Annotated in this window: 19 protein-coding genes; 10 read left to right on the top strand and 9 right to left on the bottom strand. The window is 71.4% G+C overall.

Annotated features, from left to right (window positions below):
• Nucleotides 1–49: 49 nt before the first annotated feature.
• The 6 genes from BLW78_RS06855 to BLW78_RS06880 all read left to right on the top strand — a co-directional run bounded on the left by BLW78_RS06855 (nucleotide 50) and on the right by BLW78_RS06880 (nucleotide 4944).
• Nucleotides 50–544 carry a hypothetical protein gene (locus BLW78_RS06855; protein ID WP_026604681.1) on the top strand — a complete coding sequence of 165 codons (495 nt, stop codon included), beginning with the start codon at nucleotides 50–52 and terminating at the stop codon, nucleotides 542–544.
• Between the two features lie 34 nt (nucleotides 545–578).
• Complete coding sequence (locus BLW78_RS06860) at nucleotides 579–1781, top strand: phosphoglycerate kinase (protein WP_091677914.1); 1203 nt, start codon at nucleotides 579–581, stop codon at nucleotides 1779–1781.
• Nucleotides 1782–1872: 91 nt separating this feature from the next.
• Nucleotides 1873–2097 carry a hypothetical protein gene (locus BLW78_RS06865; RefSeq protein WP_139307679.1) on the top strand — a complete coding sequence of 75 codons (225 nt, stop codon included), beginning with the start codon at nucleotides 1873–1875 and terminating at the stop codon, nucleotides 2095–2097.
• A gap of 63 nt (nucleotides 2098–2160) precedes the next feature.
• Nucleotides 2161–3231, top strand: a complete 1071-nt coding sequence (gene fba, locus BLW78_RS06870) for a class II fructose-bisphosphate aldolase (RefSeq protein WP_020091526.1) — start codon at nucleotides 2161–2163, stop codon at nucleotides 3229–3231.
• 19 nt (nucleotides 3232–3250) lie between these two features.
• Nucleotides 3251–3895, top strand: coding sequence for a thiamine phosphate synthase (locus BLW78_RS06875; RefSeq protein WP_091677919.1), 645 nt, complete (start codon nucleotides 3251–3253; stop codon nucleotides 3893–3895).
• A gap of 17 nt (nucleotides 3896–3912) precedes the next feature.
• On the top strand, nucleotides 3913–4944 hold the full coding sequence (locus BLW78_RS06880) for a tetratricopeptide repeat protein (RefSeq protein WP_020091524.1): 1032 nt from the start codon (nucleotides 3913–3915) through the stop codon (nucleotides 4942–4944).
• 4 nt (nucleotides 4945–4948) lie between these two features.
• Here the strand turns inward: BLW78_RS06880 and BLW78_RS06885 are convergent, their stop codons facing one another.
• From BLW78_RS06885 to BLW78_RS32000, 9 genes are all read right to left on the bottom strand, one after another.
• Nucleotides 4949–5389, bottom strand: a complete 441-nt coding sequence (locus BLW78_RS06885) for a cupin domain-containing protein (RefSeq protein ID WP_091677922.1) — start codon at nucleotides 5387–5389, stop codon at nucleotides 4949–4951.
• Nucleotides 5386–5799, bottom strand: coding sequence for a carboxymuconolactone decarboxylase family protein (locus BLW78_RS06890; protein ID WP_091677924.1), 414 nt, complete (start codon nucleotides 5797–5799; stop codon nucleotides 5386–5388). The genes BLW78_RS06885 and BLW78_RS06890 overlap by 4 nt, the downstream gene beginning before the upstream one ends.
• Before the next feature lie 28 nt (nucleotides 5800–5827).
• A complete protein-coding gene (locus BLW78_RS06895; protein WP_026604679.1) occupies nucleotides 5828–6253 on the bottom strand; it encodes a DUF779 domain-containing protein in 426 nt (141 codons plus the stop codon).
• A gap of 162 nt (nucleotides 6254–6415) precedes the next feature.
• A complete protein-coding gene (gene adh, locus BLW78_RS06900) occupies nucleotides 6416–7939 on the bottom strand; it encodes an aldehyde dehydrogenase (protein ID WP_020091519.1) in 1524 nt (507 codons plus the stop codon).
• 308 nt (nucleotides 7940–8247) lie between these two features.
• The gene (locus BLW78_RS06905) at nucleotides 8248–8595 is read right to left on the bottom strand and encodes a DUF3325 domain-containing protein (protein ID WP_020091518.1); all 348 of its coding nucleotides are present in this window, start codon (nucleotides 8593–8595) and stop codon (nucleotides 8248–8250) included.
• A complete protein-coding gene (locus BLW78_RS06910; protein ID WP_091677927.1) occupies nucleotides 8592–10085 on the bottom strand; it encodes a PepSY-associated TM helix domain-containing protein in 1494 nt (497 codons plus the stop codon). The genes BLW78_RS06905 and BLW78_RS06910 overlap by 4 nt, the downstream gene beginning before the upstream one ends.
• 26 nt (nucleotides 10086–10111) lie before the next feature.
• Complete coding sequence (locus BLW78_RS06915) at nucleotides 10112–10423, bottom strand: iron transporter (RefSeq protein WP_091677930.1); 312 nt, start codon at nucleotides 10421–10423, stop codon at nucleotides 10112–10114.
• Nucleotides 10424–10584: 161 nt separating this feature from the next.
• Nucleotides 10585–10839: a hypothetical protein gene (locus tag BLW78_RS06920; protein ID WP_244526817.1), complete on the bottom strand. Its 255-nt coding sequence runs from the start codon at nucleotides 10837–10839 to the stop codon at nucleotides 10585–10587.
• A 108-nt stretch (nucleotides 10840–10947) separates the two neighbouring features.
• Nucleotides 10948–11730 (bottom strand): cold-shock protein, encoded by a 783-nt coding sequence (locus BLW78_RS32000; RefSeq protein ID WP_091677933.1) that lies wholly within the window; start codon nucleotides 11728–11730, stop codon nucleotides 10948–10950.
• A gap of 314 nt (nucleotides 11731–12044) precedes the next feature.
• Here BLW78_RS32000 and BLW78_RS06930 point away from each other — a divergent pair, with 314 nt between their 5' ends.
• The 4 genes from BLW78_RS06930 (at nucleotide 12045) to BLW78_RS06945 (ending at nucleotide 15220) form a co-directional block, all read left to right on the top strand.
• Nucleotides 12045–12518 carry a response regulator gene (locus BLW78_RS06930; RefSeq protein ID WP_012317168.1) on the top strand — a complete coding sequence of 158 codons (474 nt, stop codon included), beginning with the start codon at nucleotides 12045–12047 and terminating at the stop codon, nucleotides 12516–12518.
• Nucleotides 12519–12628: 110 nt separating this feature from the next.
• The gene (locus BLW78_RS06935) at nucleotides 12629–13711 is read left to right on the top strand and encodes a Ppx/GppA phosphatase family protein (RefSeq protein ID WP_020091512.1); all 1083 of its coding nucleotides are present in this window, start codon (nucleotides 12629–12631) and stop codon (nucleotides 13709–13711) included.
• A 10-nt stretch (nucleotides 13712–13721) separates the two neighbouring features.
• The gene (locus BLW78_RS06940) at nucleotides 13722–14447 is read left to right on the top strand and encodes an RlmE family RNA methyltransferase (protein WP_020091511.1); all 726 of its coding nucleotides are present in this window, start codon (nucleotides 13722–13724) and stop codon (nucleotides 14445–14447) included.
• Nucleotides 14448–14458: 11 nt separating this feature from the next.
• On the top strand, nucleotides 14459–15220 hold the full coding sequence (locus BLW78_RS06945) for a hypothetical protein (protein WP_091677936.1): 762 nt from the start codon (nucleotides 14459–14461) through the stop codon (nucleotides 15218–15220).
• Nucleotides 15221–15273: the final 53 nt, after the last annotated feature.

The following is a 15273-nucleotide window of genomic DNA, read 5'->3' on the forward strand; positions in this document are numbered from 1 at the left end:
CCGCACCTCTCTTCGGACGGCCTTTCTTCGAACCAGGGACTCTCCAGGGATGACCGACGCTTCGCAGGGCACGTCGAGCGGGCCGGCTGCCGTGCCGCCCGCCCCCAGGCCGGCTCCGCCGCCGCCCACCACCCAGACCGCACCACCTCCCGTGGCGACCGCCGCACCCGCCGCCTCCGCGCTCCCGTCCCACGCGCTCCCGGCCAACCAGCTCTTCGATCAGCTCGCGCGCATCGAGGACAAGTGCTCGCGCATTGAGGACAAGTACGCCCGCTCCGAGGCGCTGCTGTCCCGCGTCGAGGACAAGGTCGAGAACGCCGCGAACCGGATGAACGAGTCCGCGCGCCAGTCCGACCTCGCAGCGCTCCGCACGGAGATGCGCGGCCTCGCCGAGCGCACCCGGCGCCTGCCCGGGACCGGCGCCCTCGTCCTCACCGCCGTGATCACCGCCATCCTGACCGTGGTCCTGATGGTCGCCGTCCAGCGGCTCAACCTCGACCGCCTACTGCCGCAGCGGGCCACCATCGGTACCACCGCGCAGTAACCGCCCCGCCCCGAACAGGACCGCACCAGACCGCATGAGCGCCTTCCGCACCCTCGACGATGCCGGCTCCCTCAAGGGTAAGCGGGTCCTCATGCGCGTCGACCTGAACGTGCCCATGGAGAACGGGCGGGTGACCGACGCGACCCGCATCGAGCGCGTGGCGCCGACGATCCGCGAGGTCGCCGAGCAGGGTGCCAAGGTGATCCTGCTCGCCCATTTCGGCCGCCCGAAGGGCAAGCGCGAGCCGAAGGATTCGCTGGAGCCGGTGGTCCCCGCCCTCGGCGCGGCCCTGGGGCGCAGCGTCGCGTTCGCGGCGGACTGCGTCGGCGACGCGGCCGCGCAGGCGGTGGCGGCCCTGAAGGACGGCGATGTCCTCCTGCTCGAGAACACCCGCTACCACGCGGGCGAGGAGAAGAACGACGCGGCCTTCGCGGACGCCCTGGCGGCGAACGGCGACGTCTACGTCAACGAGGCCTTCTCGGCGGCTCACCGCGCGCACGCCTCCACCGAGGGTCTGGCGCACCGGCTGCCGGCCTACGCGGGCCGCGAGATGCAGGCCGAACTCGACGCGCTGACCAAGGGCCTGGAATCGCCCCAGCGCCCGGTGATCGCGCTGGTCGGCGGCGCCAAGGTCTCCTCGAAGATCGACCTCCTCGAGAACCTCGTCGCCAAGGTCGACATGCTGGTGATCGGCGGCGGCATGGCCAACACCTTCCTGCACGCGCAGGGCAAGGCGGTGGGCAAGTCCCTCTGCGAGAAGGATCTCGCAGAGACCGCCACGCGCATCCTGGCGGCGGCAGAGAAGGCCGGCTGCCGGATCATCCTGCCGGTCGATGCCGTCGCCGCGACCGAATTCAAGGCGCAGGCCCCGCACGAGACCGTGCCGGTCGATGCCGTGCCGGACGCGAGCATGATCCTCGACGCCGGTCCGCGCTCGGTCGCCGAAATCAACGCGGCCATCGACGGGGCCAAGACCCTGGTGTGGAACGGCCCGCTGGGCGCCTTCGAGCTCGCCCCGTTCGACGCCGCGACCGTGGCCGCCGCCAAGCACGCGGCGTCCCAGACCAAGGCCGGCCAGCTCGTCTCGGTGGCGGGCGGTGGCGACACGGTGGCCGCACTCAACCATGCCGGCGTGGCGCAAGACTTCACCTACGTCTCGACCGCCGGCGGTGCCTTCCTCGAGTGGCTGGAAGGCAAGGCCCTCCCGGGCGTCGAGGCGCTGCGGGCGAAGGGCTGAGAAAGCCGCCTTGCTCTCCTCGCCCTCCGACCGAGCCCTATCTACTGGACCGGCCTTCATCGGCTGGGGGGCCGAGTCGATCGGTGACGACGTGGCGAACGCGACCTTCGAGATCCTGAAGGGCATCCGGGCGCGCGTGGCGATGCCGGCTATGGCGGGCGGCTTCGACGCGCGTGTCAGCGCGATCGCGGAGGCCGTCGTTGCCCTGGAGAACCGGTCCAGGTGCCGATCATCCGCCGAAAGAATGCCCTGCGCCGCGTCGGAGATTGACCGAAAGCAAGGCACTCGGCAGAGCGACACGATACAGCTCAGCTGAGGGCCTGACGGCAACTCCGGCGATCGGGCGGACGACGAAACGGGAAACGGGAAGACACGCACGATGGCACGCATCACCCTCCGGCAGCTCCTCGATCACGCCGCTGAGTACGAGTACGGCGTGCCCGCCTTCAACCTGAACAACATGGAGCAGGGGCTCGCCATCATGGCGGCCGCCGACGCCACCGACTCGCCGGTGATCCTCCAAGCGAGCCGCGGCGCCCGCGCGTACGCCAACGACGTCGTGCTCGCGAAGCTGATCGACGGCCTCGTCGAGATCTACCCGCACATCCCGGTCTGCATGCATCTCGACCACGGCAACAACGAAGCCACCTGCGCCACCGCCATCCAGTACGGCTTCACCTCGGTGATGATGGACGGCTCGCTGAAGGCCGACGGCAAGACCCCGGCCGATTACAACTACAACGTCGAGATCACCCGCAACGTCACCAAGATGGCCCATTGGGCCGGCGTCTCGGTCGAGGGCGAGCTGGGCGTGCTCGGCTCGCTGGAGAGCGGCCAGGGCGAGGCCGAGGACGGCCACGGCGCCGAGGGCACCCTCAGCCACGACCAGCTCCTGACCGACCCGGACGAGGCGGTGAAGTTCGTCGAGGCGACCAAGGTGGACGCGCTGGCGGTCGCCATGGGCACGAGCCACGGCGCCTACAAGTTCACCCGCAAGCCCGACGGCGAGGTGCTGGCGATGAACGTGATCGAGGAGATCCACCGCCGCCTGCCGACGACCCACCTCGTCATGCACGGCTCCTCCTCGGTGCCGCAGGACCTACAGGACATCATCAACCAGTACGGCGGCCAGATGAAGCCGACCTGGGGCGTCCCGGTCGAGGAGATCCAGCGCGGCATCAAGCACGGTGTGCGCAAGATCAACATCGACACCGACAACCGCATGGCGATGACCGGCCAGATCCGGAAGGTGCTCACCGAGAACCCCTCCGAGTTCGACCCGCGCAAGTACCTGAAGCCCGCCATGGAGGCGATGACGAAGCTCTGCAAGCAGCGCTTCGAGGAGTTCAACACCGCCGGGAAAGGCTCGAAGCTCCGCCCGATCTCCGTCGCCGAGATGGCCAAGCGCTACGCCAGCGGCGCCCTCGACCCGAAGATCGGCCCGCAGTAGGCGCGAGTTCTCGGTTTCCATGAGCAACAGCGCCCGTCTCGCCCTGCTCGGACCGCACGGTCTCGACGCGGAGGGCATCGCGGATTTCGTGACGGCCCTGAAGGCCGCCTGCGAAGCCGGCGACGTCGCCGCCGTGATCCTGCGGCTCGCCGCCACCGACGAGCGCGGGCTGACGGCCCGCGTCAAGTCGGTCGCCCCGATCGTGCAAGAGCGCGGCGCGGCGCTGGTCGTCGCCTGCCCGGGCTTCACCGGCGACCTCGCCACGGTGGCGATCCGCGGCGGGGCCGACGGCATCCACATCGACAAGCCGCGCGACCTGAAGGACCTGCGCGGCCGGCTCCGGGACGGGCGCATCCTCGGCGCCGGCGGCCTCGAGACCAAGCACGGCGCGATGGAGGCCGGCGAGGCCGGCATCGACTACCTGATGTTCGGCGGCCTCTACCCGGACGGCGTCGCGCCCGAGGCGGAGACGGTCCGGGCCCGCGCCGCGTGGTGGGCCGAGATCTTCGAGACGCCCTGCATCGCGGTGGCGGCCGCCGCCGACGAGATCGCGCCGCTCGCCGCGACGGGCGCGGAGTTCGTCGGCCTCGAGAGTGGCCTCTGGATGCAGGATTCCGGCGCGGTCGAGCGGGCCCAGCGCGCCGTCCGGGAGATCGAGGCGTGAGGGGCCGCGACGTTCGCTTGGCGGCTGCTCTCGCCGGGGCCGCGCTGCTGGCGGCGCCGGCCTGGGCGGCCTCGGGGCCGGCCGATCCGGCCCGGACCGCGGCGCCCGGCTCGCTCGGACCCGCGGCGCAGACCGGCAAGGCGTCGATGCCGGAGCTGCCGAGCCCCTACACGCCGAACTACGCGCGGGGCGCCGTGCCGCCGCCGGGCAGCCAGCCGCCGGATTTCGCCTACGGCGCCTACCAGAAGGGCCAGTACGTCACCGCCTTCCGCGAGGCGACGAAGCGCATCGAGGCGAATCCCAAGGACGCCGCCGCCATGACGCTGCTCGGGGAACTGTACAATCAGGGCCTCGGCGTGAAGCAGGATCCGGTGAAGGCGGCCGACTGGTACCGCCTGGCCGCGGCGCAGAACGACGCCTCCGCCATGGCGTCCCTCGGGTTGATGGCCCTCGACGGCCGCGGCATGCCGAAGGACCCGAAGGGCGGGCGGCGCTGGCTCGAGCAGGCGACGGCCCAAGGTTCGCCGACCGCGGCCTACAATCTCGGACTGATCCTGATTGGCACCGGCGCGACCGCCGACGAGGCGGCGGCGGCGGCGCAGTTCCGCAAGGCGGCCGACGCCGAGATCGGCCCGGCCCAGCACGACCTCGGCGTGCTCTACCTGCAGGGCCGCGGCGTGCCCAAGGACCCGTCGAAGGCCGCGGAGCTGTTCCGGCGCGGCGCCGACAACGGCGATCTCGCCAGCGAGGTCGAGTACGCGATCCTGCTGTTCAACGGCACCGGCGTCACCAAGGACGAGCGGGCGGCCGCGCGGTACTTCTTGCATGCGGCCTCGCGCGGCAACGCCATCGCGCAGAACCGCGTCGCGCGGCTCTACGCCGTGGGTCGCGGTGTCGCCAAGAATCCCGTGGAGGCGGCCGCCTGGAACCTCGCGGCGGCCGGACAGGGCCTGTCCGACGCGTGGCTGGATCAGACCCTCTCCGGTCTCTCGGCCGACGAGCGCACCCGGGCGGAGCGTCTCGCCAACGAGCGGATCGAGCAGCGCTGAGCCGCTAGACCTCGGCCTTCGACCAGTCGACGCCGGCCTCGAGGTGCGGCAGCAGGACGACGCTCTCCTGCTCGTTCGGGTCCGTCCGGGCGATCACCGCGGTGACGGGTTCCGTCTGGCTGCGGTTGTAGGGCAGGTGTGGCACGTCGGCGGCGATGTAGACGAACTCGCCGGCGCTCGCGATCGCGTGGTTCTCCAGCCGCTCGCCCCAGAAGCAGCCGGACACGCCCGACAGCACGTAGATCGCCGTCTCGTGGGATTCGTGCTTGTGAGCGTGGGCCCGCTCCCCGGGCGGGATCTCCAGGAGCTGCATGTGCAGCGCCTTCGAAGCCACGGACTCGGCCGAGACGGCCGGTCGGTAGATGTGCCCCTGCTTGCCGCGGAACGGCGCACTCTCGTGCACCACCCGGAACCCCTGCTTGTCCGTGCCGGACGCGGAACTCATGGACCTTCCTCCACTCTGAAGGCGGGATCGACGGGGATCTGCATGCCGTTGACCAGTGCGTTCGTCTGGTTGGCCATCCCGACGACCGCCAGGAACTCGCCGTGCTGGGCCTCCGTCAAGCCCTTGGCCCGTGCCGCCGCGGTGTGGGAATGGATGCAATAGGGGCAGCCATTCGCGATCGACACCGCGATGTAGACCAATTCCTTCGTCAGGGGATCGAGGGTTCCCAGGCCCATGACGGTCTTGAGCGTCGACCAAGTCCGCTCCAGCAGTGCCGGATCGTTGGCCAGGCCCCGCCAGAAGTTGTTGACGAAGTCGGATCCGCGGGTCGCCCGGATGTCGGCGAAGACCGCGCGGACGCGCGGGTCGGCCTCGACCTCGGAATCGGACCAGAGTTTCACGGTCGCCATCGCAGTCCCTTCCTCGAAGCTCGCGCCGTCAGAGCCTGCACGCCTCCTCGAGCGCCCGGTTCTCCGCTTCGGAGAACAGGCGCGAGCGGATGTGGAAGCGCTTCTCCCGCCCGTTCTCCAGCGAGAACATGCCACCGCGGCCCGGCACCACGTCGAGGATCAGGTGCGTGTGCTTCCAGACCTCGAACTGCGACCGGCTGATGTAGAAGTCCGCGCCGCCGACGGTGCCGAGATGGACGTCGCCGTCGCTCACCAGGAAATCGCCGACGGGATAGCACATGGGAGACGAGCCGTCGCAGCAGCCACCCGACTGGTGGAACATGACCGGACCGTACTCGCCCCGCAATTCGTCGATCAGCGCGAGGGCCGCCGGGGTTGCGGTGACCCGCAGCGGCGTCCCGTCGGCGCCGGCCTGCTCGGCGACGTTGGCGTCCACACTCTGCTCCGAACTCATGCGATCCTCCCGGTCGATGCCTGAATATGCGTGCGCGCCGGCCGGTTTCCACTGCGGCGCCCTTCGGAGCGCGGAGTGCATAGTCACCGGGTCCGGGATCGAAAAAGCCCCGGCCTTGCGGCCGGGGCTGAAGTTGTCTCGGGGGTTGACCCGGGAAGAAACTCAGAAGAACCCGAGCTTCTTGGCCGAGTAGCTGACCAGCATGTTCTTGGTCTGCTGGTAGTGATCGAGCATCATCTTGTGGGTCTCGCGGCCGATGCCGGACTGCTTGTAGCCGCCGAAGGCCGCGTGGGCCGGGTAGGCGTGGTAGCAGTTCGTCCAGACGCGGCCGGCCTGGATCGCCCGGCCGAAGCGGTAGGCGCGGGTCCCGTCGCGGGTCCAGACGCCAGCGCCGAGGCCGTAGAGCGTGTCGTTGGCGATGGAGAGCGCCTCGGCATCGTCCTTGAAGGTCGTGACCGACAGGACCGGCCCGAAGATCTCCTCCTGGAAGATGCGCATCTTGTTGTGGCCGCGGAACACGGTCGGCTTCACGTAGAAGCCCTCGGCGAACTCGCCGTCCTTGACGTTCCGCTCACCGCCCGTGAGCAACTGCGCGCCCTCCTGCCGGCCGATGTCGATATAGGAGAGGATCTTCTCCATCTGCTCGCCCGAGGCCTGGGCGCCGATCATCGTGGCCGGATCCAGCGGCGAGCCCTGGGTGATCGCCTCGACGCGCTTCACTGCGCGCTCCATGAACCGGTCGTAGATCGACTCGTGCACGAGCGCGCGGCTCGGGCAGGTGCAGACCTCGCCCTGGTTGAGGGCGAACATCGTGAAGCCCTCGAGGGCCTTGTCGAGGAAGTCGTCGTCCTCGTTCGCCACGTCGGCGAAGAAGATGTTCGGCGACTTGCCGCCGAGCTCCAGCGTCACTGGGATCAGGTTCTGCGAGGCGTACTGCATGATGAGGCGGCCGGTGGTCGTCTCACCCGTGAAGGCGATCTTGGCGATCCGCGGCGACGAGGCGAGCGGCTTGCCGGCCTCGAGGCCGAAGCCGTTGACGATGTTCAGCACGCCCGGGGGCAGCAGGTCGCCGACGATCTCGGCCAGCACCAGCACCGAGGCAGGGGTCTGCTCGGCGGGCTTCAGGACCACGCAGTTGCCGGCGGCGAGCGCCGGGGCGAGCTTCCACACCGCCATCAGGATCGGGAAGTTCCACGGGATGATCTGGCCGACGACGCCCAGCGGCTCGTGGAAGTGGTACGCGACGGTGTCGTGGTCGATCTCGGAGATCGAGCCTTCCTGCGCCCGCACGCAGCCGGCGAAGTAGCGGAAGTGGTCGATCGCCAGCGGGATGTCCGCGTGGGTCGTCTCGCGGATCGGCTTGCCGTTGTCCCAGGTCTCGGCCAGGGCGAGCAGATCGAGATTCTCCTCCATCCGGTCGGCCATCTTGAGGAGGATGCGGGCGCGCTCGGCCGGCGCCGTCTGGCCCCAGGCCTCCCGGGCGGCGTGGGCGGCGTCGAGGGCCTTCTCGACGTCCTGGGCGTCGGAGCGGGCGACCTCGCACACCACCTTGCCGGTGATCGGCGAGGTGTTCTCGAAGTAGCGGCCGGCCGCGGGGGCGACCCACTGGCCGCCGATGAAGTTGTCGTAGCGGGCCGAGAAGGGCGACTTGACCTTCGAGTCGCCGAGGAATTCCGGCTTGTTCATCGCTGTGTTCCCTCCGTGGGCCCCGGCCTCGCGAACCGCGGCTCTTGGGCTTAAGCTGGCGCTCGGGCGACCGATCCTGGGGGCCGCATCCGCTTCCGCTCTGTTCGCAGCCAATGGCTTTTGGCCTGCCGAATCAAGGTGGACTTTTGGCCAGTGCGCGAGTGCGCCGATCCTACGCGCTTCCCGGCATCACCGCGAGCGGGCAAAAGAGCCTCGTCTCCGGCACCGTCCGGCCGGCCGCCGGGCGACGATCGGCCGGACCCGGCGACCGGCCGAATCGATGATGTGCCGAATCGGCGCGCCGTCCCTCAGCCGAGCAGGGCCAGCGGAACGGACGCCGCCGCGAGCGGGAGCGCCGCCAGGGCCGCGTTCCGCAGCCACGTGGGCCGGTACGCGACGATCGCCACCACGGCGAGGGCGGAGCCCGTCAGCGATCCGACCCACTGTACCGGGCCGAAATTCCAGCCCCCCGCCGCGACGGCCGCCGCGAACGAGAGGCCGAGCCCGCACCAGCCCGCCATCCGCAGGCTGCCGACCCGCGCTTTCGGCACGCCGACGCGGTAGGCGGCCCGATGGTGCCGGTCGAGGCTGAGGGCCAGGGCCGCGAAGCCGGAGAAGCTCAGGAGCAGGCTGAGGATCAGCGCGGCGGCTGTCATGCTTCGATCGTCCGGGACAGGGTTACCTTGGCCGGACGGGCCGCGGCCACGCCCCGCCGCGTGGCCAGCCGGGCCGCGAGGCCGAGCGCGAGGCCGACGGCCGCCATGGCGGCGTCGAAGGCGAGGAAGCGCTGCTGGCCGATGAGGATCACGTCCACCAGCGGGATCGCCAGGAAGGCGCAGGCCGGCACCGCCAGGGCGAGCGACCACGCGCGCCGTCGCGGGTACAGGGACGCCGCGAGGGCGGCCACGAGCCAGGCGGCGAAGAAGGCGCGCACCTCCCAGTCCGCCCGGGCCCCGAGCCCGTCGGGCAGCAGCCGGTTCGCCAGGAAATACGCGGCGAGGCCCACCGGCAGACCCGCGATGGTGCCGAGGTTGAGGAACCGCACGAGACGCAGGCCGAAACCCTCGGGATCCGCGCCCTTCGGCGCCCGGGCCACGGTCCAGAGCACGAGGCCGCTGGCGACCGTGGCGGCACCCATCACGCCGCAGAGGAAGAACAGGAGGCGCAGTGGGGCGGCGGCGAAGTGCGCCTCGTGCAGCCCCACCATCACGGCCCCGGTCCGGGTCGCCGCGCCGGCCTCGCCGACCCGGGCGATCTCCGAACCGGTATCGGCCGCGTAGGCGATCTGCGGGTGCAGGTGCGCGAGCCCGTGCGGCTCCTCGAAATACGCCGTCACGGTGGCGCCGGCGTCGCCCGGCCGCGTGACCAGCACCACCTCAGGCACCTCGCCCCCGGCGGCCGTGGCGCGCGCGACGATCTCGCCGAGCGGCAGCGGCGTGCCGGGGCGCCCGACCGGGGCCGCGCCCGGGATCGCCAGGCCGGCCTCGGCGTAGTAGCGCAGCATGTCGTCGCCGTAGACGGCCTTCATGCCCCAGGGCATCAGCATCGCCGACAGGGTGACGAGGCCCGTGTAGACGATCATCAGGTGGAACGGCAGCGCCAGGACGCCGACCACGTTGTGGGCGTCGAGCCAGCCGCGCTGCGCCGAGCGGTCGCGCCGGAAGGTGAAGAAGTCGGCGAAGATGCGCCGGTGCGTCACGATCCCGGAGATCAGCGCGATCAGCAGGACCATGGCGCAGGCCGAGACGATCCAGCGCCCCCAGATCGGCGGCAGGCTCAGCTCGAAGTGGAATCGGTAGAGGAAGTCGCCGCCGCGCGTGTCGCGGATGCGCGCGGGCTCGCCCGTGGCGGGATCGAGGAGCGCGTGGTGGAACGGGCCACCCGGACGCGGCCACCAGTAGACCTCGACGGCCGGGGTCTCGGCATTCGGCAGCTTGACCGACCATCCGGCCGCGTCCGGCATGGTCCGGCGCAGGAACGCCCCGGCCCGCGTCGCCGCTGCGGCGGGATCCGGTGCGGTCGCGGACAGTTCGGGCCGCATCCAGTGCGAGATGTCGGTGCGATAATAGCTGGCGGTGCCGGTGACGAAGATCGCGAACAGCACCCAGCCGACCACGAGGCCGGACCACGTGTGCAGCCACGCCATCGCCTGGCGGACACTCCGCGCCGGGCTCACGCGGCCGCCCCGTGCGCGAAGGCGCCGGCGAGCCACAGGGCACCGGTCAGCAGGAGCGCCGTCAGGCCCAGGACGACGGCCGCCCGGCCGAGCGTGCGGGCCGCGAACACCCAGATCGCCGCCGCCGCCATGATGGCGAAGCTCGCCAGCGTCCCGGCCGAGACCGCCTCGGCCCGCGGGAAGGGAAGAACCAGGGCCAGCAGCGCGCTCGACAGGGCGGCGACCCCGTAGCCGCCGAGGATCGCGAGCAGTACCCGGCCGGCGACCGCCGCGCGGTTTGCCAGCGTCGGCATGGCGCGGGCGCTCATGGCGCCATCCCTCGTTCCCGTGAGCCCATGGCGCGACGTACCAGCGGTCCGGGCCGCCGCGCAACGCCTATGTTCCGGAACGATTCCAGTGTGAAAAGAGGCGTTTAGGACGCCGGAAAGCGGCGCGCTCCGAGGTCGGGTCCGACGCTCGCCGCCCCGCGCTACGGGCCGGCGGTTCCCGACGCGCCGTCGCGGCTCGGCCTGCGGATCGCCACCGCCGCATTCCGCGCGCTCGGCGGCAGATCGGCCCCGGGATCGGGTTTGCTGAACGCCGCGGCCGATCCGGACGCCGGGCCGACCGCGCGGCCGTCGCGCGCGTGTCCCCAGCCGTAGCCGGCGTTGATCCCCGCATAGAAGCCCGTGAAGTCCTCCGCTCGCGCAGTTCCCGCGAGCAGCACCAGGGCCGTGGACAGCACAAGGCGGCGCATCGATCGTCCCCGAACGAGAAAGGCGGCGGCCCCGCTCGGAGCCGCCGCCTCATGATCTTCGCGGAACGCGGCGGCAAAGAGACCGCCGCGGGATCCTCAATCCTCGACGTTGATGCTCTGGGCCTCACGACCCTTCTGGCCCTCGACCACGCCGAGCGTGACCTGCTGGCCCTCGGCGAGCGAATCGAGACCGGCGCGGGACAGCGCGGAGCGGTGCACGAACACGTCCTTGCCGCCGTCGTTGACCGAGACGAAGCCGAAGCCCTTGGCGGGATCGTACCACTTCACGGTGCCGCTCATCTCGACCGACGGGCCGCTGGCGAAACGGCCACCGCCGCCACCACCGCCGCCGCCGTAGCCGCCGCCACCGCCGTAACCACCGCGATCGCGGTCGCCGTAGCCGCCGCCGGCCCCGGCGCCGAAGCCGCCGGTGCGCGGACGGAACTCACGCCGGGGCGCGGGCGCCTCGGCCGTGGAGGTGTCGACGCTGGTGACGCTCGTGACCTGCGGGCCCTTCTGACCCTGGGCCGTCGTGACCGTCAGCCGGGTGCCCGGCATCAGATCGTCGTGCCCGGCCGCCTCGACAGCGCGGATGTGGAGGAAGGCATCGCCCGAACCGTCGCCGAGTTCGACGAAGCCGAAGCCCTTCTCCTTGTTGAACCACTTGACCGTCGCATCGCGCTCCGGTCCGGACGCGACGGGAGCCGCGCCACGCGACGGGCCGCGATCGAAACCGCCCCCGCCGAAACCACCGCCGCCACCGCCGAAACCGCCGCCGCCGTATCCGCCGCTGGGGGGAGCCTGATCAGGCCATCTCGGCTCGCCACTCTCGTCGAAGCCGCGCTTCTGCGGCCCTCTGAAATCACGACCACGTCCCATAGAAAGCTCGCAAAAACCGTCCGCCGCCCTTGTCTCGAATACCGCGTGCGCGCCATCCCAGACAGCCCACGCCCCGCACTATCATTACCCCAGGTCGCGGTAACCAAGAATAACGCCCCAGTCCTGACGCAATCGGGCCTTGACCGCAAGGACCTTCTTGGCTCAGAGGCGCCCGTTTCGTTACTTTCTTGCGGCAAACAACGGAGTCCGCCCCCGCTCCCGGGCCGGCCCTTTCTCATTCGAGGGAAGGCGTTAGCGAAACGCAAAGGCTGTCCGGCTAGACTCGGCCCCGCGCCCCGCAGAACCGGCCGGCCATGATCGCGACACCGACTTTCCCCGATCTCTCCGCTCTTGTGGTCGACGAGAGTCTCTACATCCGCCGAATCGTGCGCGACATGCTGATGCGCGTCGGCATCAAGCGTGTGCTGGAGGCGCCGGACGGGGCCGAGGCGCTGGGCGTGCTCGCCGAGAGCAAGCCCGACATCAGCATCATCGACTGGGACCTGTCGATCCTGTCGGGCGAGGAGTTCATTCGGCTCGCGCGGACCCCGACCACCTCCCCCTGCCCCACGATCCCGATCATCCTGATGCTGGCCCAGCCCCGCCGGAACGTGGTCGACCGGGCGGTGGCGCTCGGCGTCAACGAGATCATCGCCAAGCCGTTCTCGCCCAAGACCCTGTGGTCGCGGTTGGACGAGGTGATCAACCGGCCCCGCCCCTACTCGCAGGTGAAGAGCCTCCTGCGGCCGATCCCGCGCCGGGCCAGCGCGATGAAGGCCGTCGCCTGAGCGCGACCGCGATGGGGCGTTGCAGTTCCCCGCCGAGCCTGTAGGGTCGCAGTTCAACAGAGTCCGAGCGCGCTGCTCAGGGCCGACCCGAAGGATCGACGGCCGCGCCGATGAGGGACGAGACCGCCGCGGCCGCGCCGTCCCGAATCCAGACCGGCGCGGTGCCGCTCCAGACGCAAGCCCCCGTGCCGGGCCGCGAGCGTCGCCGCGCCGCCTACGCGGCGCTCGACCTCGGCACCAACAATTGCCGCCTGCTGGTCGCGGAGCCGACCTTCAGCGGCTTCCGCGTGATCGACGCGTTCTCGCGGATCGTGCGCCTCGGCGAGGGCCTCGGCACGTCCGACCGCCTGAGCGAGGCGGCGATCGAGCGGACCGTGGAGGCCCTGCGGATCTGCCGGGCCAAGATGCAGGCCCGCGGGGTGCAGCGGGCCAAGATCATCGCCACGGAGGCCTGCCGCCTCGCGGTGAACGGCGCCGCCTTCGTGGAGCGCGTCCGCCGCGGCGTCGGCCTCGACCTCGAGATCGTCGACCGGCAGACGGAGGCGTATCTCGCGGTCACCGGCTGCGCGGCGCTCGCGGACCCGCTGGCCGAATCGGTCATCATCTTCGACATCGGCGGCGGCTCGACCGAGATCGCGTGGCTGGACGGGGCGGCCGCCAACCCGTCGACCGACCCGACGCTGCGGATCCGGGCCTGGGATTCGCTGCCGGTCGGCGTGGTCACGCTCGCCGAGCGGCACGGCGGCGCCGAGGTCACCCGGCGCATGTTCGAGGGCATGGTCGAGGAGGTGGCCGAGAAGCTCTCGGCCTTCGCGCTCCGCGCCGCGCCCGCGGCGACGGCGCCGCATTTCCACCTGCTCGGCACGTCCGGCACCGTGACGACCATCGCGGCGATGCATCTGCGCCTCGCCCGCTACGAGCGTCGGCGGGTCGACGGGCTGTGGATGAGCGACGACGCGGTCTCGACCGCGATCGACGACCTGCTCGACACGCGCCTGGAGCAGCGCGCCGACAACCCCTGCATCGGCCGCGACCGCGCCGATCTCGTGCTCGCGGGCTGCGCGATCCTTGAGGCGATCCGCAGGGCGTTCCCCTCGGAGCGCCTGCGCATCGCCGACCGCGGCCTGCGCGAAGGATTGCTGATGAACATGATGCGGGAGGACGGGGTCTGGAACCGGAAGGCGGTCCGATGAGGGCGGCGCGATGAGCGACCGGCGCGGCGGCGCGAGTTCCGGCGGCGGTGTCCGGGGCGAACTGAAGCAGCGGGTGAAGACCGGCCGCGGACGGACCCTGTCCCAGAAGCGCTGGCTCGAGCGCCAGCTCAACGATCCCTACGTGGCCCGCGCCAAGCGCGAGGGCTACCGGTCGCGGGCGGCCTACAAGCTCCTGGAGATCGACGAGCGCTACAAGCTCCTGCGGCCCGGCCAGAAGATCGTCGATCTCGGCGCCGCGCCGGGGGGCTGGTCGCAGGTGGCCGCGCGGGTGGTCGGGCCGACGGGCCGCGTGGTGGGCATCGATCTCCTGGAGATCGAGCCGATGGCCGGGGTCGAGTTCATCACCCTGGACTTCCTCGACCCCGAGGCGCCTGACCGGCTGACCGGCATGCTCGGCGGCCCCGCCGACCTCGTCATGTCCGACATGGCCGCCAACGCCACCGGCCACAAGAAGACCGACCACCTGCGGATCATCGGCCTCGCCGAGACGGCGGCGGAGTTCGCCCGCGAGATCCTGGGCCCCGGCGGCGCCTACCTCGCCAAGGTGCTCCAGGGCGGCACCGAGGGCGCGCTGCTCACCGACCTGAAGCGCGACTTCGCCACGGTCCGGCACGTCAAGCCGGCCGCGAGCCGGGCCGATTCGAGCGAACTCTACGTCCTCGCGACCGGCTACCGGGGTGCGCCGGGCCGGGCGGCGTCCGCCGACGAGGGCTGAGCCGCCCGGCGATGCTCCTCGCCTGGACCCTGTCCGTCCTCAACCCGGCGCCGCTGCCCCTGCGCCGGCTCGGCTATGTCCGCCAGAGCGGCCTGCTCCACGCCCGCTCGCGCCGCTGCCGGGCAGCCTGGGCGCCGCACCTCGCGCGGGCTCGGTCCGTGATCGCGGCGGCGGCCGAAGCGACCCGGCAGCGCCGGCACGCGGTGGTGCTGGGCTCGGGCCTGCTCGACGACGTGCCGCTCGACGCCCTCGCCCGCCGGTTCGACCGGGTCAGCCTCGTGGACGCCGTCCATCCCTGGCCGGCGCGCCTCGCCGCCCGCCGCGTCCCGAACGTCGCGCTGGCGACCGCGGAGATCAGCGCCGGTCTCGCGGGGGCCTGGGCCGACCTCTGCGCGGACGCCGACCTGATCGTCTCGGCGAATCTGCTGTCGCAGATCCCGCTCCTCCCGATCGAGGCCCACGAGACCCGGGGCCGCGAGGCCCCCCCGCGACTCGGCGCGCACCTCGTCGAGACCCACCTGGCGGCGCTCGACGCGCTCGCCGGGCGCGTCGAGCGCGTCTGCCTGATCACCGACACGGTACAGCGCGAGGAGGACCGGGCAGGCCGGACCGTCGACAGCGCCGATCTGCTGTTCGGGATCACGCTGCCGCCCGCGCCGGAAGCCTGGGACTGGGAGATCGCGCCGTTCGGCGAGATCGGCCGGCGTCGCCGCCTGATCCACCGCGTGCACGCCTACCCGGACTGGAAGGCCGCGCGGCGGTCTGCGCGCTGAGCCGCGAAAGAAGAAGGCCGCCCCGGTTCCCCGGAACGGCCTCGCTTCAACGT

This window comes from Methylobacterium sp. 275MFSha3.1 (assembly GCF_900108435.1).
In the GTDB taxonomy this organism is placed as follows: Bacteria; Pseudomonadota; Alphaproteobacteria; order Rhizobiales; family Beijerinckiaceae; genus Methylobacterium.